Annotated in this window: 16 protein-coding genes; 8 read left to right on the top strand and 8 right to left on the bottom strand. The window is 65.4% G+C overall.

The window, feature by feature from the left end; genetic code table 11:
* Positions 1-23 precede the first annotated feature (23 nt).
* From cqsA to VGM71_RS08610, 4 genes are all read right to left on the bottom strand, one after another.
* Positions 24-1289 (bottom strand): alpha-hydroxyketone-type quorum-sensing autoinducer synthase, encoded by a 1266-nt coding sequence (gene cqsA, locus VGM71_RS08625; protein ID WP_331544042.1) that lies wholly within the window; start codon positions 1287-1289, stop codon positions 24-26.
* A 277-nt stretch (positions 1290-1566) separates the two neighbouring features.
* On the bottom strand, positions 1567-2604 hold the full coding sequence (locus VGM71_RS08620; RefSeq protein ID WP_331544040.1) for a response regulator: 1038 nt from the start codon (positions 2602-2604) through the stop codon (positions 1567-1569).
* Positions 2604-3932 (bottom strand): HAMP domain-containing sensor histidine kinase, encoded by a 1329-nt coding sequence (locus VGM71_RS08615; protein WP_331544038.1) that lies wholly within the window; start codon positions 3930-3932, stop codon positions 2604-2606. Before VGM71_RS08615 ends, VGM71_RS08620 begins: the two co-directional genes overlap by 1 nt.
* Positions 3933-4006: 74 nt before the next feature.
* Positions 4007-4396 carry a cytochrome C gene (locus VGM71_RS08610; RefSeq protein WP_331544036.1) on the bottom strand — a complete coding sequence of 130 codons (390 nt, stop codon included), beginning with the start codon at positions 4394-4396 and terminating at the stop codon, positions 4007-4009.
* Positions 4397-4461: 65 nt separating this feature from the next.
* Here VGM71_RS08610 and VGM71_RS08605 point away from each other — a divergent pair, with 65 nt between their 5' ends.
* Positions 4462-5280, top strand: a complete 819-nt coding sequence (locus VGM71_RS08605; protein WP_331544033.1) for a tRNA threonylcarbamoyladenosine dehydratase — start codon at positions 4462-4464, stop codon at positions 5278-5280.
* A gap of 3 nt (positions 5281-5283) precedes the next feature.
* Here VGM71_RS08605 and VGM71_RS08600 read toward each other — a convergent pair whose 3' ends face one another.
* The gene (locus VGM71_RS08600) at positions 5284-6351 is read right to left on the bottom strand and encodes a PLP-dependent aminotransferase family protein (protein ID WP_331544030.1); all 1068 of its coding nucleotides are present in this window, start codon (positions 6349-6351) and stop codon (positions 5284-5286) included.
* Positions 6352-6379: 28 nt separating this feature from the next.
* Between VGM71_RS08600 and VGM71_RS08595 the strand changes: the two genes are divergently transcribed.
* The 4 genes from VGM71_RS08595 to VGM71_RS08580 all read left to right on the top strand — a co-directional run bounded on the left by VGM71_RS08595 (position 6380) and on the right by VGM71_RS08580 (position 10745).
* Positions 6380-6655, top strand: coding sequence for a GIY-YIG nuclease family protein (locus VGM71_RS08595; RefSeq protein WP_331544028.1), 276 nt, complete (start codon positions 6380-6382; stop codon positions 6653-6655).
* An 11-nt stretch (positions 6656-6666) separates the two neighbouring features.
* Entirely contained in the window at positions 6667-7527 is an 861-nt protein-coding gene (locus tag VGM71_RS08590; RefSeq protein WP_331544025.1) for a 2OG-Fe(II) oxygenase, read from the top strand.
* Between the two features lie 255 nt (positions 7528-7782).
* Positions 7783-9837, top strand: a complete 2055-nt coding sequence (locus VGM71_RS08585; protein WP_331544023.1) for a M1 family metallopeptidase — start codon at positions 7783-7785, stop codon at positions 9835-9837.
* Positions 9834-10745 (top strand): hypothetical protein, encoded by a 912-nt coding sequence (locus tag VGM71_RS08580; protein ID WP_331544021.1) that lies wholly within the window; start codon positions 9834-9836, stop codon positions 10743-10745. Before VGM71_RS08585 ends, VGM71_RS08580 begins: the two co-directional genes overlap by 4 nt.
* A 107-nt stretch (positions 10746-10852) precedes the next feature.
* Here VGM71_RS08580 and VGM71_RS08575 read toward each other — a convergent pair whose 3' ends face one another.
* The 3 genes from VGM71_RS08575 to VGM71_RS08565 form a co-directional block, all read right to left on the bottom strand.
* Positions 10853-11389 carry a GNAT family N-acetyltransferase gene (locus VGM71_RS08575; protein ID WP_331544081.1) on the bottom strand — a complete coding sequence of 179 codons (537 nt, stop codon included), beginning with the start codon at positions 11387-11389 and terminating at the stop codon, positions 10853-10855.
* A gap of 21 nt (positions 11390-11410) precedes the next feature.
* Complete coding sequence (locus VGM71_RS08570; protein WP_331544019.1) at positions 11411-11872, bottom strand: SET domain-containing protein; 462 nt, start codon at positions 11870-11872, stop codon at positions 11411-11413.
* Positions 11873-11989: 117 nt separating this feature from the next.
* The gene (locus VGM71_RS08565; RefSeq protein ID WP_331544017.1) at positions 11990-12307 is read right to left on the bottom strand and encodes a ComEA family DNA-binding protein; all 318 of its coding nucleotides are present in this window, start codon (positions 12305-12307) and stop codon (positions 11990-11992) included.
* 191 nt (positions 12308-12498) lie between these two features.
* On the opposite strand from VGM71_RS08565, the gene VGM71_RS08560 reads away from it, so the two are divergent.
* The 3 genes from VGM71_RS08560 (at position 12499) to VGM71_RS08550 (ending at position 15600) form a co-directional block, all read left to right on the top strand.
* Positions 12499-13941, top strand: a complete 1443-nt coding sequence (locus VGM71_RS08560) for a M20 family metallopeptidase (protein WP_331544015.1) — start codon at positions 12499-12501, stop codon at positions 13939-13941.
* The gene (locus VGM71_RS08555) at positions 13938-14627 is read left to right on the top strand and encodes a YggS family pyridoxal phosphate-dependent enzyme (protein ID WP_331544013.1); all 690 of its coding nucleotides are present in this window, start codon (positions 13938-13940) and stop codon (positions 14625-14627) included. Before VGM71_RS08560 ends, VGM71_RS08555 begins: the two co-directional genes overlap by 4 nt.
* A gap of 391 nt (positions 14628-15018) precedes the next feature.
* A complete protein-coding gene (locus VGM71_RS08550) occupies positions 15019-15600 on the top strand; it encodes a C40 family peptidase (RefSeq protein WP_331544011.1) in 582 nt (193 codons plus the stop codon).
* Positions 15601-15934: the final 334 nt, after the last annotated feature.

Here is a 15934-nt window from a genome sequence, read left to right as displayed (position 1 = left end):
TGTGAGCGCGCCCGTGTCCTCCGTCAGGCAACCTCGGCCGAAACCGCCGCCCGGCCTGCATCGCGTTGTACCCGGCGCGAGGCACTCCATACGTCCAGGTCCATCTCGTCGCGCGCCGCCCGGCACACCTCGAGCAGCCGTTCCACGTCGGTATCGCTCATCCCGGCGTTCAGGGTGAGGCGCAGGAGCGAGCGGTTCACCGTGGTCGCGGGGGCGCTGAAGACGGAACCGAATACGCCGTACCGCTCCATGATGTCGCGCACGCGGCCGGTGCGGATTTCCTGGCCGGCTTCGAACGCCACGATCTGCTCGGTGCCGTCGCCGATGGGATAGCCCAGGGCGGTGAGCTCGCCACGCACGCGGTGCGTGACCGCACGCAGCCGCTGACGCCGCCAGCCCTCCGTCTGGATGACCCGGTGCGACGCCGAGAGGCCGGCCAGCTCGTGGGGTAGTAGCGAGGAACTGAAGATCGCCGGCAGGGCCTCGCAGCCGAAATAATCCTTGAACCGCGTGGTGCAGGCGATGAAGCCGGCGCGCGAGCAATACGCCTTCGCCAGGCTGGCGGTGACGAAATGCACGCGATCGTTCAGACCCAGGCTAGCGACGAGGCCTTCGCCGCGCTGCCCGTGCGTGCCCAGCGAATGGGATTCGTCGACCACCAGCACGCAGCCATGGGCCTCGGCGATGTCGGCGATGTCCATGAGTGGGGCGAGGCTGCCGTTGGTGCTGTACACGGCATCGACGACGATGACGCCGGGACCGTTGCGCAGCACCTGCCGTTCCAGGTGGGCCATGTCGTTGTGCAGGACCGCCACCGCCTTCGCGCCCGCGCTTCGGATGCCTTCCCACAGCGATGCGTGCGCGAGCATGTCGATGTAGACCGGCACGCGTTCCCCCGCGATGGACTGGATCAGGCCCACGTTGGCGGCGAAGCCTGACTGGGCAAGGATGCCGTCCTCACTGCCGACGGCCCGGGCCAACTCGGCCTCGACCCGGTGCAGGGGCTGGCACTCGTCCTGCTGGAACAGGGCGGACATCATCATCCCCAGCCCGCCTTCGGCCAGGGCTTCGCGCTGCGCTTCCACGATGGCCGGATGGCCGGCGATGGCGAGGTAGTCGTTGCTCTGCAGCATGAGATCGCCGCTATCCGGCCGCCGTCCGCGCAAAATGTGACGTCCGCCCCAATCGACGGCCACCCGTTCGTTGTGAAATCGATCGACCCTACGCATGACGAAATCCGGGAGTGCCGGTGCCTTGGCGATCGGGTGCAGGACGGAAACGTTTTCCATGGATCATCTCTCTCTGGTCAAGGGACGGACGAATGAACGCCACCGCCAGCCGTGACGGCGCGCGCGCCGGCCTCGCCCTGGCAGGCGCTTAATCGGGAGGGAGGGTGATGCCGGGAGCCCCCACAGGAGCCCCCGCCCCTCGAGCCATTAACAGAGAGACGTTGCCCGGACCACGTCGTCCGAACGGGATGTTTTCCAGGCAACGCGAACCTCACTCACCGGAGTATCCGGTGTGGGGTGGTTCGCTCGCTTGAGAATCAAGAAGGTTTAAGGGCGTTCAGATGAACCGTGACCTGCTGTCGGCAGCAAGGCTGAGGTCCTGCTCGCGCAGCCAGGTACGGTAGGACTTCACGTGCTGCAGGCGGAAACGCTGCACATCGTCGATAAGCGCGTAGTAGTACCACTGCTCGCCGGAGACCGCGGTAGCCACATGGAGTTGCGACTCGGGATCGGCTACGCCCTTGTGGTAGAAGCCGTCGCGCGAATTGAACCAGGGGAGTGCCGTACCTCTCCTCAGCGCCTCGAGCACGGCCGGCGGCGCGCCCAGATCTGCCGCAATTTCATAGTGCGTGCGGAGGTCTTCGTCGGTCTGGACGAGTAGGAAGCGGCCGATGCCCCAGGCGTCGACCAGCAGCAGGCCGGTGGGATTGCAGTGGACGTAACACTCCACCGGCTGGAAGGTGGCCGTGACCGCCTGCAGCACCTCGCGGAAGGCGGGATCGCGCAGGAAACGGAAATTACCCAGGGCCAGGGTTTCGGCGACGAACGCGCTGGCACGCTCGAAGTAACGGTGCTGGAGCTCGGTGATGGCCGTCTGGAGCTTCTCGATCGCGGCGGGATCGTTCTTGCGGATGAAGCGATCGATCACGCCGGAATTGAAGGCGTCGATCGCCGTGGCGTCGTCGGCGCGGCCAGTGAGGAGGATCTTGCCGATGTGTGGATTCGGTAAGCGCTTACAAAAGGTGATGCCATCCATCTCCGGCATGGCCTGGTCGACCACGACGACTGAGATTTCGGCGAAGCGCTCAGGGTCGTACACCACCCGGTGGATGGAATCGATATCGAGCGCCACCAGCTCCTGTGTCTCGGAGGGGCGATCCTTCCAACGGTAAAGCCAGCCGCCGCCGGGAACAGGGCGGCTGCCATTGTTGCCGAGGGTGGCCAGTGCACTGCGCGGCGAACTGAAGGTGCGCACGCGCATCATCGGGTCGAGCAGCAGCGGCACGACCTCGAGATACTCCTCGTGGTCGTCGACGAGTACCGTCGTGGTCGGGAAATGGAAGGGCTGGATATCGCCCTGCGAGTTCAGCGTCATCACTGCCGGTCCCCGGTCTCCGGATGCGGGAAGGTGAGGGTGAACTCAGTGAATTCGCCCAGATTGGTACGGCATGCGATGCCTCCGCCCATATGCTCCATCGCGGCGCGACAAAAAGCGAGTCCTATTCCCAGCCCGGTCACGGTGCCGGTCCCCGCGCTGTCGCTGCCGTATGAGTAGAAGCGGTTGAATATCCGCGGCACCACGTCCGGCGGGATGCCCGGGCCGGTGTCGTGGATGCGGATGCGGTTGGCCTGGTCGCCGGGTTCGATGAACACCTGGATTTCACCCTTTCCCGCCCGGTCGGTGTGGAACAGCGCGTTACGCAGCAAGTTGAACAGTATATGCACTACAAGGGCCTCTTCCCCAAGGAGGGGGAAATCGCCCGTAGGCGACAACGTGATACGTTCACGCTCGGCACGTGAACCATAGGGAAACCGGCGCAGCGCCTGCTCCACGCATTCGCGCGCGGCGAGCGGTGACAGGGGCACCTCGCCGATAGGCCGCGCCGAGAGCAGCAGCATGTCGATGATCGTGTTGGCGTAGGTGACCTCGCGCTCCATCACGCCGATGCTGCGCTCCAGCGCATGCAGGTTCTGCGCGCGTACCTCGGGCACGGCCAGGCCCTCGCCTTCGGCCAGCCGGTGGCTCCGTATCAGGTCCGGCATGAAGCGCGCGACGGCGCGCGCGGCGATGCGAAGGGAGCCCAGGGGCGTTCGCAACTCGTGCGCGATGTTGTTCGATGCCGCGGTCAATGCGTCGATGCGCGATTGCTCCGCCATATTCGAGGACACCGTGCAGGTGGCGCCCCCGACCATGCCGAACAGCAGGAGCGGGAGGTACTCGAGCATCGTCCGCGTTTGCAGGTGCGCCTCCGGCGAGAGCACGAATACAAGCGTGGCAAGCCCGCTGCCGATGCTGAACACCACGACGAAGCTGGCGATGTCGAACAGCATCATCAGTAGCATCACGCAGGCAAGGTGGGTCATCAGCCAGGCCGGCGTGGCGTTGCGTAACGTCATGTAGCCCACGAAGAACGGCATGGCCACCGTCATCGCGAAGTACCAGTAGGTGGGCAGGTGCGTGCGCAGGCGGCGCGGCCACCACGGCAGCAGGGCCAGCGGAATGAAGGTGGCGCTGCACACCAGCCGCATGGGCAGGTTTTCGTAGGGTTGCGGGAACAGGTAGGCCCAGACGGGGTAGTACACCGCGAGGCAGAAACTGCCTACCACGCCGATCGCTACCATTTTTGGCTGCGAATACCGCGTGCGCAGGAACATGGTGGTTTCGAACCGCGCCATCGCCCGCAGCAGAAGCCACAGCTGCATGTGGATGAAGTGCCGGGGGCGAGGCTGCTTATCCGCGGGCATGGACATGGGCGGCGTGTCAGGGTCCGCCACGTTCATCGATACTGGCGATGGCAGGCCTGGCAGGCCTCGCCAACGGGGGCGACCGCCCTGACAAGCGCCTCGCAGGTTGCGGGGGCCGCCGCCGCCGCGCCGTCCAGGGCCTTGCCCAGCCGGCCGGCCGCCTCGTAGAAAGGCGCGTCCATGTCGGGGAAGGCCTCGCGCAGGTCACCGGCCGTCTGGAGCATGCGCGCGAGGTGGCCCGCGGAGGCCTTGGCATCGCACTGCTTCGCCCGCACTTCGGCGCGGAGCGCGCCCATGTGATGCTGCATCACGGCCATCACGCCGCGATGGAACGGCGTTCCCTGGCGCAGGGCCGAGAGGGCGAAAGTGGCTCCCATCGCGCCCACGACGAGGCCGAGAATGACGAGAAGCAGCGGGCGCATCGGGGATCCATCACATCACGAGGGCGTCAGCATAGCCCAGGGCCACGATTTTTCGATATGAGACAATGAACGGACCTGTTTCCAGCGAGTTTTCCGTGAGCACGGCCCAGGCCGAACGTTTCGCCGGCATAGAACGCCTGTACGGCCGTGGCAGCCTCGATCGGCTGGCGCATGCGCACGTCTGCGTCATCGGGGTAGGCGGCGTGGGTTCGTGGGCAGCCGAGGCGCTGGCCCGGAGCGGTATCGGCCGGCTTACCCTTATCGACGGTGACGACGTCTGCCTGTCGAATACCAATCGCCAGTTGCATGCGCTGGACGGTCAATACGGCAAGCCGAAGGTCGGCGTCATGGCTGAACGCATGCACGCCGTCAGCCCCACGATCCGCCTCGAGGCGATCGAGCGCTTTCTCACACCTTCGACCCTGGACGATCTTCTGGGTCGGAACTACGACGTCGTCATCGACGCCTGCGATGCCCTGAAGGTGAAACTGGAAACGATCGTGTGGTGCCGCCGCCACAAGCTGCCCCTGGTCACGGTCGGTGCCGCGGGCGGGCGCACGGACCCCACCCAGGTTCGCGTGCGCGACCTGTCGCGCACGGAGCACGACGCGATGCTCAGCATGATCCGCAAGAAGCTTCGCCAGGAGTACGGCTTCCCGCGCAATCCGGACCGTTTTTTTGGCGTCTCCGCGGTGTATTCGCTGCAGAATGTCCAATATCCGCAGGCCGACGGCAGCGTCTGCGGCGTCCGCCCGCCGGGCGCGGATGCGCTGAAGCTCGATTGCGGCGGTGGCCTGGGCGCGGCCACGCACGTGACCGGCGCGTTCGCTTTCGCGGCAGTGGGCAAGGCACTCGAGAAGCTGACGGCCGCAAAAAAGGGCTGACTCTCAGCGTTCCTCCGCCACGATGCGGAGGGCCTCCTCGAGGCGTTCGATATTTTCTTCGGCACCCAGGGCAAGGCGGATACCGTCCGCATGCCGCCTCGAACCCACGAAGCGCTTTGACGAAGCCACTCTGACTCCTCTGGCGAGCAGGCGCCTTTCCAATGTTGTCGTCGCGGCGCAAGGCAGCCATGCGTGCAGGCTTGCGCCCGAAGTGACCAGGTCAGGCCCGATGACTTTCCGTGCGATGGCTGCACGTTCCTTCATCGCGTTCGCGAGGCGGTCGAGCAAGGTATCCACCGTGCCATCGTCCATCATGCGCCCGACCACGGAAGACCAAAGTGAAGGCAACCCGTCCAGCTGCCTCTCGATGGTGCCAGCCACCAGCCCGTGCAGTTTGGCATCGGGATGGACAAGCCAGCCCATCCGGAGTCCCGGTCCGAGGATCTTGCCGATACCGCCGGCGTGCACGGTACGGTGCGGGGCGATGGCCGAAAAGGGAGGCAAGGGCGGTTGTCCATGCCATGCCAGGGGCGAGTACACGTCACCCTCGATGATGAGCAGGTTCAACGCCTCGGCCACCGCCGCGATCTCCATGCGTCGAGAGAACGGCATGGTGGCCGTGGTGGGGTTATGCAGGGTCGGCTGCACGTATACCGCTGTGGCGGCGCCAAATTTCTTCGACCGCGCCAGCGCATCGGGGCGCATGCCGTGTTGGTCCATCGCGACGTCGATGCAGCGGACGCCCATTTCCTGAGCCATGGCACGGAGACCCTGGTAGGTCCGTTCCTCGACGAGAACGGCGGGTTCCCACTGCTCCGTGGCGAGAAGCGCCAGGGCCAGCGCGTGTCGCGTTCCGTTCGTCAGCGTGATCAGGGAGGGATCGACCGGTCCGTGTCCGCAAACCCGTTGCAGCCATCGCGCCACGGACTGCCTGGCCGCGAGCGGGCCCGAGGGATCCGGGTATGTCAGGTCCTCAGTGCTCACCGTCGTCGCTGCAAGTGCCTCGCTGAGTTTCGATGCGGGCCCGGTTCGCAGCGGCAGGTTCGTCGCAAGGTTGTAGTTCTGATTCATCGGCACTTCATCGGTTAGGCTTCGCGCCATGTGGTGCGTCTATCTCATCGAATGCCGTAACGGCGCCTGGTATGCGGGTATCACCAACAACCTGGAGGCACGCTACGCCGCGCACGTGGCGGGGAAGGGCGCCCGCTACACCCGTGCCAACCCGCCCGTGCGGTTGCTCGGCTCGCGCGCTTTCGCCGATCGCTCGGCGGCGTCGAAGGCGGAGCATGCGCTGAAGCGCCTGCCGAAGTCGAAAAAGCTCGCGTGGCTGGGCATGACTGGACATGGGGTACCCGCGGACGTTGGCCTGGCTTAGGATGGGCTGCGATGGACACTCGCCTGCACACGAAGGTTACCCCGGATTGGCACCGGTGGATCGGTGAAGCCCTCGCCGCTGGCCATCCGCCGGCCGAACTGCTCGCCACCATGACGGAGAACCGCTTCGACGAGCGCGCCGCCCGCGACGCCATCGCCGACGCGATGTTCGGATCGACCGCTCCCGTGGCGCCGGCTCCGGTGGCGGCAGCGGCAGCGTTCAGCAGCAGGCTCGCGGAGGGGCACACCTTGCACGCCGGAGGCCGCGACATCCGCATACTCGTGCGCGTTTCGCGCCCGATCATCGCCGTGCTCGACGGCGTGCTCGATACCGATGAGTGCTTCATGCTCCGCGAGCTGGCAAGGACGCGGCTCGCGCGCTCGCAGGTGGTCAATCCCGGCACGGGCATCGGCGTGGTGCAGGACATTCGTACGAGCGAGGGCGCCAACTTCGGCAGGGGTGAAACCGAACTCATAGCCCGCATCGACGCGCGCACCGCCGCCATCATGGGCATGGACGAAGAACATGGCGAAGGGCTGCAGGCCATGCGCTATGGCGTGGGCGCGGAATACGTGCCGCACTTCGACTATTTCCCACCCGGCGACCCAGGCAGCGAGCCGCACCTGCGTCATGGCGGCCAGCGGGTGTCCACGCTAATCATGTACCTCGACGACGTCGAGGCCGGTGGCGAAACCATCTTTCCGCGCATCGACTTCACTTATGTCCCGCGCCGCGGGCAGGGCTTGTACTTCGAGTACACCGCCCCCGACGGTTCACTCGATTCTTTGTCGCTGCACGGCGGTGCTCCGGTGCTCGCGGGCGAGAAATGGATCCTCACCAAGTGGATGCGCGAGTGCGCCTTCGCGGGTTGAACCGTGACCTCTGGCCTATATCGGCCAGGCACCGGGGGACGCAATCTCGTTCGCTTCTAGGGGAGGGTGGAACCGATGCGCCGCGAGGCAGCCAGAATCGTTCGTTTGACCGTGGCTTGTGCGTTGCTCTTTACCGGCAGCGCATGGGCTCAGGACACGTCCACTCCAGCGGCGCCGACGGCCGCGTCCACGGCTCCGCCCGGGGCGCTAGTGTCACCCGCCGAGATCCCCTTCGCCTCAGCGCATGCGGGCTTCGTGCGCACACCGAGCGCGCCCGACGCATGGGGCGGCCCCCGCACGGGAACCGAACCCACGCTGTCGGACCGCGTCGTGTCCTACCGCATCCAGGCGCGGCTCGATCCGGACAAGCATACGGTGGATGGCCAGCAGCAGCTGACCTGGCGCAACCGCAGCGGTCGCCCGGTGTCGTCGGTGTTCCTCCACCTTTACCTCAATGCTTTCGAGAGCGAGGGCAGCACGTTCTTCACCGAGCGGCGCCTCCTGGCCGCGCATGGCGGCTCGCGCGGGATTGCGCCGGTGAAGAAGGGCGAGTGGGGCTATATCGATCTCGGCAATGTCGAGCAGGACGGTGCGGCGCTCAAGTGGCGCTACGTGCATCCCGACGGAGGCCCCGACACGGATCACACCGTGGTCCGCGTCGACCTGGCGCAACCGGTATCTGCGGGCGGCAGCGTCACCCTGGACATGAACTTCCACAGCCAGTTGCCGCGGGTCATCATTCGCACCGGCTACGTCGGCAAGTTCAACATGGTGGGTCAATGGTTCCCGAAGATCGGCGTACTCGAGCTGCCCGGCGAGCGCGGCGCCACCGAACCGCGCTGGAACGTGCACGAGTTCCATTTCAACAGTGAGTTCTACGCGGACTTCGGCGAGTACGACGTCCGGGTCACGGCGCCGAAGGATTACGTGGTCGCCGCCGTTGGCGAGCAGCAGGGCGATCCCGCGCCCGAAGGCAACGACCTCACCTGGCACTTCATCCAGGGCGACGTGCACGACTTCGCATGGATGGCGGCACCGGGGTACAAGACGCTCGACGGCGAGTACACCGGGCCGGGAAGCCCGAAGGTGAAGGTGCGGGTGGTCTATCCGCCCGAATACGAGGCCAGCGCGAAACCGGTGCTCAAGGCGTCCATCGACTCGCTCGCCTATTTCTCCGGCACGCTGGGCCCCTACCCGTACAAGACCCTGACCGCCGTTGTGCCTCCGTTCAATGCGTCGGAGGCGGGCGGCATGGAGTATCCGACCTTTTTCACGGCCGACAGCTTCCTCAAGGTGAAGCCGAAGACGCTGGACGAGTACCTGCTCGATTTCGTCACGATCCACGAGTTCGGCCACGGCTATTTCTACGGCCTGCTCGCCTCGAACGAATTCGAGGAGCCGATGCTCGACGAAGGCCTGAACGAGTACTGGGACGACCGCATGCTCCGCGAGCGCGGGCAGCAGATCTACCTTACCAAGCCGTTCTGGCAGTTTTTCGGCGTCGAACCGCCCCTCGACGCATTCATGCTCGAACGCATGGATGGAACGCTGCGTCACCCCTCCGATCCACTCGGCCAGAACGCGTGGGATCGTTTGTCGAGCGCCGACTACGGCACGGTTTACTCGCGCACCGCCACGGCGATGCACGACCTGGAAGAGCGCCTTGGCAAGGACGTGACCGAGAAAGCCTTCCGCCAGTACTACGCTGCCTGGCATTTCCGTCATCCAGGCATCGGCGACCTGCAGGCCACGCTTGCATCCGTCTCGGGCAAGCCGGAGGTGGTGGCGCAGGTGTTCGACCAATACGTTTACGGCACCGAGCGCATCGACGACAGCGTGAGCGGCATCGTCAGCGAGGAAGTGCTGCCGCTGGCGGGCAACCTCGCGAAGGACGGCCGTCGCGCGGAGCTGACCTCCGAGGACAACGACGAGGCTGTGGAAAAGCAGCGGGATGCATGGAAGAAGGCCCATCCCGATGCCACGCCGGGCAGTGGTCCCTTCCCCTGGAAGACGATCGTGACGGTACGGCGCGATGCTTCGCCCGTGCCGCAGACGCTGAAGGTGTCCTTCATGGACGGCTCCGTGGAAACCGTAGGCTGGGACGACGACCGCCGCTGGGCGCGATTCGAGTTCATCAAGCCGGTGAAGGCCGCGTCCGCCGAACTGGATCCCGAGCGGAAGATCTACCTCGACTCGGACAAGCTCAACGACAGTCGCACGGTGGAGGCGAACCACGCCGCATCGCATCGCTGGGGCGCGGACTTCGCTGCCCTGCTGCAAGGTATCTACGCGCTCGTGGGGACGCTATGAACGGCCAGCAACGACGTTCCTCTTTCTCGGCCATCGGCGGCGCCAGCGTGTCGGGCCTGCAGTGGCGGCTGATGCTGCTGTGGATCTTCATCACGTTGCTGCCCACGGTGGCGGTGGCTCTACCGTTGTGGAGGGTGCTCGACGACCTGCTGGGGCATTCGGTGCACGCGGACGCCTGGGCCGCGAATTTCGACGGACTCATGTTCGGCGACGTGTTCGCGGCGCTGCGCAACGACCACGGCTGGACGGGCATGGCCTTCGTCGTGGGCATGCTGCTGACGTTGCTTACTGCCCCGTTCCTCGCCGGCATGATCGTGGCGGGTGGACGTGCCCATCGCGCGCTCGGCTTCGGTGGATTGCTCCAGGGCGGTGCGGCCGAATACGGGCGCATGCTGCGCTTGTCGATCCTCGCGCTTATTCCGTACGGGTTGTTCGTCGCCGCGGCCTATGGCGCCTCGTCGTTCGCGGACGACAAGATCGATGCGACCTTGCTGGTGTCGAACGCCGAGTGGTACCAGCACGGCGCTTTGGCCGTGGCGCTCCTGTTCTTCGTCATCGCGCAAGCCATCATGGAATCGGCGCGAGCGCAGTTCATCGCCGATATCGGACTGCGTTCCGCTTTCCTTGCGCTGGGCCGGGGCTTCATGCAGTTCGTACGCAGGCCGTTCGCGACCTTGTTCGTCTATCTCGCGATCACCCTGGTGGGCGGCGTTCTGCTCGTGGGGATCGCGTCCTGGCGCGGCCATACGACGGGTGCGGGCAGTGGGCTTCCGCTGGGCATCCTCATCGTGCAGCTGGGTGTGACCGTAGTGGCCTGGATGCGCACCGCGCGCCTGCTGGCACTGGCGGGGATCATCGCGGTGGGGCCGCATCGCCGCCGCCGCACCGACTTCGCACCGGCGTTGTAGGAGCGCGCCCTGCGCGCGACATCTTTTGGGGGCATGGCCCTGGGCTGGCGCGCAAGGTTGGAGACTGAGCCGAAAACCTGTCGCGCGCAGGGCGCGCTCCTACAGGCTCAGCCAGCGCGGCGCACAGCCCTGTGCGGCGGGTAGTACGCGAACAGGTGGGTCGCGCCGCCGAGGAAGTCGATGTTGTCGATGTGCTCGCCGCCGAGGCGTTCGGCGACGTGGTCGGAGGCCTCGTTGCCGATGCGCACGAGGCTGATGACGCGCTGCGCGTGCATCTGCTTCCAGGCGTAGTCGAGGACTGTCTCACCCGCTTCGGTCGCGTAGCCGTGGTGGCGATGTTCCGGCTTCAGCATCCAGCCCAGCTCCAGGTCGGGCCAGCCTTCGGGCTTCATCAGGCCAGCGCGGCCGATGAACTCGCCCGTGTCCTTCAGCTCGATGGCCCACATGCCGCAGCCGCGCAAGGCCCAATGGCCGAGCAACATTGCCATCGAGCGCCACGCGTTCATGCGATCCAGCGGCTGGCCGTCGCCGATCCAGCGCGTGCTGTCGGCGTCCGCCAGCATGGTCGCGTAATCGTCGAAGTGGCGTTCGGTGAGCGCGGTGAGCCGCAGTCGCGGCGTTTCCAGGACGGGGATGTCTGCTATTGCCATCGAAGTGACCAGGTGTCAGTCCAACAGGAGTGCCAGGGCGCGAGTGCTCTGCGCGAAGCTTTCCTGCCAGGACAAGCCGGTTATTTTCTCACCAGTTGCGGCGTCATGGAAGCTTTCTTCCTGCCCGGGGGCAAGGAGGTGTCGATAATCCACCGTGATTTCAGTGCCTTGCGGCAGGTCTTTCGCGGCGAAGATGAAGCCCAGATGCCAGAGGCCGGTGGGTTCGAAGCTGTGGTTCACGTAGCACTCGTCCGGCCATTCAGGCGAGACGGTGTAGCGGTCCTCGAACCAGCGGGCGGCGGCGTGGAGGTCGGCGGAGAGTTCTGGCGAGGCCGTTACCTCGGCCCAGCGATGGGTGCGGTCGATCTGGTCGGGCGCCGTCACAATGCGCCCGGCCGCCACGAATTCGTCGACGAACAAGCCCTTGCCGGCGCCGGGAATGGCGGAATCGGCGATGCGGTAACACGGCAGGATCATTGGCTCATCAAGTCCCTGTTTCATGCGGGGGCGCAAGTGGCCCCGGCATGGGGCGCGAGTGTAGCGCGTTCGCCGCGGGTGGGAAGCCCGCTCCCACCCGCGGCGGCAAGGCTCAGCTCAGTCCTCGTCGCCTCCTTTGGACTTGCGCGCAATTTTTACCTTCCTGGCCGGTTTGCCCGCGTCCAACTGAATGGCCTCGCGGTTGCGGTCGACGAGAGAGGCACCGATGCCTTTCACCTGGGTGAGCTGGTCGGCGGATTCGAAGGCGCCGTTCGCCTCGCGCCACGCCACGATGGCCTGGGCCTTGGCCATGCCGACGCCGTCAAGCGATTGGGCCAGCGTGGCGGCGTCGGCCGTGTTGATGTTCACGGGCGTGGAGGCGAGCGCGAGTGGCGCAAGCAGGAGGCTGGCAAGGGCGATGAGATAACGATGCAAGGTGGTTCTCCTCGTGGAGCGCCGGATGGCGCATGGGCACTCTGGGATGCGCCGCACGGCGCGCGAACCGGCGCGTCGCTGGAAACCGTGTGCGTCATTGCCGGAACGCAACGGCCGCGTTTTCCGACACGCGCCGGGCCTCGCTGTCACCGCTGTTACAATCGGCCTTTGACCAACGAGTGTGGCCAGCCATGGATACCTCCCGAATTTCGTCCTTTGTCAGCGGCCTCTGGGATGCGGAAATCGTCCCGCAACTCGTGGAATACATCCGCATTCCGAACAAGTCACCGATGTTCGACGCTCAATGGCGCGAGCACGGGTATATGGACCAGGCGGTGGCGCTGATGGCGTCCTGGGCGCGTTCCAAGCTGCCGGCTCTCGAAGGCGCTCTGCTGGAGGTGGTGCGGCTGGAAGGGCGCACGCCGCTGATCTACATCGACGTGCCCGCGCAGGGCGTGCAGGAAAAGGGCACGGACGAAACCGTCGTCCTCTACGGCCATCTTGACAAGCAGCCGGAGATGACAGGCTGGGCCGAAGACCTTGGTCCGTGGACGCCGGTGATCAAGGGCGACAAGCTTTACGGCCGCGGCGGCGCGGACGACGGCTACGCCATCTTCGGCTCGCTGGCCGCGTTGCTGGCGCTCCGCGATCAGGGCCTGCCACATGCCCGTTGCGTGATCCTGATCGAGGCATGTGAGGAATCGGGCAGCTACGACCTGCCGTACTACGTTGATCACCTGGCCGACCGCATCGGCAATCCCGCGCTCGTCGTCTGCCTGGACTCGGGCTGCGGCAACTACGACCAGTTGTGGCTCACGACGTCGCTGCGCGGCATGACCGGCGGCAACCTCACCGTGCAGGTGCTGGAAGAGGGCGTGCATTCGGGCGACGCTTCGGGCGTGGTGCCGTCGAGTTTCCGCATCCTGCGCGACATCCTCGGTCGCCTGGAGGACCCGGCGACGGGCAAGATCGTGCCGAAGGAACTGTACGTCGACATTCCGCCGCAGCGGATGGAGCAGGCGCGTCGCTCGGCCGAGGTGCTCGGCACGGCGGTCTACGACAAGTTTCCCTTCGTCGAAGGCATGAAGCCCGTCACCGAAGACCTTTCCGAACTGGTGCTCAACCGCACGTGGCGTCCGCAACTGGCAGTCACCGGCGTGGGCGGTATGCCGGCCCTGGACAGCGCGGGCAACGTGCTGCGTCCGAAGACGTCGGTGAAGCTCAGCCTGCGCGTGCCGCCGACGCTTTCCGGCGCACAGGCGGGCAAGTTCCTCAAGCAGTTGCTCGAGAAGGATCCGCCGTACGGCGCAAAGGTCACGTTCGATCTCGAGAAGGACGGCAGTGGCTGGAACGCGCCGGCGCTTTCGCCCTGGCTCGAGGAAGCCGTTGCGAAGGCCTCCGAGCATTACTTCGGTACGCCAGCGGCCTATATGGGCGAGGGCGGCAGCATTCCCTTCATGGGCATGCTGGGCGAGAAATTCCCCCAGGCCCAGTTCCTCATCACGGGTGTGCTCGGCCCGCACTCGAACGCTCATGGCCCGAACGAATTCCTGCACATTCCCACCGGCAAGCGCGTGAGCATGGTCGTGGCCGATGTCGTGGCCCGCCACTTCCAGGAAGCGTCGAAGGCATGACCCTCGCCGCTCGACTCGCAGCCGTGCAGGCGTCGATGGCCGACGCCTGCCATCACGCCGGTCGCGATCCGGCGGAGGTCGTCCTGCTTCCCGTCAGCAAGACCTTCGGCGAAGACGTCGTGCGGGAGGCCGTGGCCCTCGGCCTGAGCCGCTTTGGCGAGAACAAGGCACAGGAAATCCAGGCGAAGGCGACAGCGCTCGCGGACCAGCACCTGGAATGGGTGGTCATCGGCCACCTGCAGACGAACAAGGCGAAGGTGATAGCGGCCTACGCCAGCGAAGTGCAGTCGCTCGATCGTCTCGACCTGGCCATGGCGCTGGACAAGGCGTTGCAGGCGCGCGGCCGCGGGATCGACGTGCTCGTGCAGGTGAAGACCTCATCCGAGGAAACGAAATCGGGTATCGCCGCCGAGGAGTTGCTTCCCTTCCTCGACCAACTGAAAGCCTTCCCTTCGTTACGCCTGCGCGGTCTGATGACACTCGCCGAGGCAAGCGAGGACGAGCAGCGGGTGAGGGCATGCTTTCGTAGCCTGTATCGCCTTCGTGACCGGGCGCGCGAAGCCGGCCATGCGGTGGATCGCCTGTCCATGGGCATGAGTGGCGACTTCGCCTTGGCGATCGTCGAAGGCAGTACCGAAGTGCGAATCGGCTCCGCCATCTTCGGCGCAAGGGCTTACAAGGTTTGATCGTCGCGACTGACGATCGGAGATACGTCAGAGATCGGTCAGTCCTCACGTATGTGAAGGCAAGTGCCGATACTTGTTCAGATTTTAGCCCTGAAGGCCGCGTTTTTTTGCGACTAGTCTGAATCTTTCCTAGGAATGTCTTCTTTTAACCTTATGCCAACAACTAGGCGAATGCGGTTTGGTAACTTCACCGCTCGTTCACGGTCGTCTCACCTTCACGGCGGCTTAACCTCACGATGAATAGGCCTTTTCGCTCATGCATTTAAAGCGACTGACCGCTCTCGCGTTAGCCTCCTGCTGTATCGCCGCCGTAACACCCGCCATCGCCGACACGATCGCCGCTCCACAGGCTCTTGATCAGTCCGCAACGCTTCTCCTCACGGATCTGCCGGTGTTCGCTCCGGCCACCGCCCTGGCCCAGTCCACCGTCTCCGATATCGCTTCGATCACCGCGCCCAAGGCCGACGCTTCCCAGGCTGTCGCCTCCGATGACGAGGAAAGCAGCGACGACGCCAGCAGCGACGACGACGGCGACAGCCTCGTCGCGGCCGCCACCGCCAAGCTCGCCGGCCACGTCGACGGCCACGCTCGCGAGGCCCTTCTCGCCTTCGCCATGAAGCTCCGTGACATCCGTTACCACCGCGGTGGCCGCAAGCCCTCCACCGGCTTCGACTGCAGCGGCTTCGTCCGCTACGTGTTCCTGCACAGCATCGGCCTCGACCTCCCGACCAACTCGGCCAGTCAGTTCCTCGCCGGCCTGAAGGTCAAGCGCAACGAAATGAAGACGGGCGACCTGGTCTTCTTCCGCACCCGCGGCAAGGCCATCTCGCATGTCGGCATCTACATCGACAACGGTCAGTTCATCCATTCGCCTTCGGCAGGCAAGACCGTGCGCGTCGACAGTCTCAATGAGGCCTACTGGGCCAAGCACTTCGTCGGTGCCAAGCGGCCCGAAGGCATCGCCACGATCTGACGGGCACCTTCAACGTATATTTCCGAAACGGCATGCTCCGGCATGCCGTTTTTTTTGTGTGCGCCCGGCAGGGCGCACCTGCTAGGAGGTGCAACTCCTCTACCCACCCGGCAAGGGGAAGGGTTAGCCAGAGGCAAGGGCGTTTCGGGTGACCGGACGTCCGGAGGAAGCCCGAGGCAAAACGCTGGCCTGACGAACAGGAAGCGGATATGAGGCGACGCGTCGGGGTGAGGTAGCCCAAATTGCCAAAGCCCGGTACTTGCACGGACGGCGCGGCGTAAATCCGACAGGCATAAGCGGGAAGGCAGGTGCGTCATACCCGGGGAGATCTCGC

Origin of the sequence: Luteibacter sp. (genome assembly GCF_036499525.1) — a bacterium.
Classification (GTDB): domain Bacteria; phylum Pseudomonadota; class Gammaproteobacteria; order Xanthomonadales; family Rhodanobacteraceae; genus Luteibacter.
Note: the sequence above shows the minus strand (reverse complement) of the source record. Positions and strands in the feature narration are given on the sequence as shown.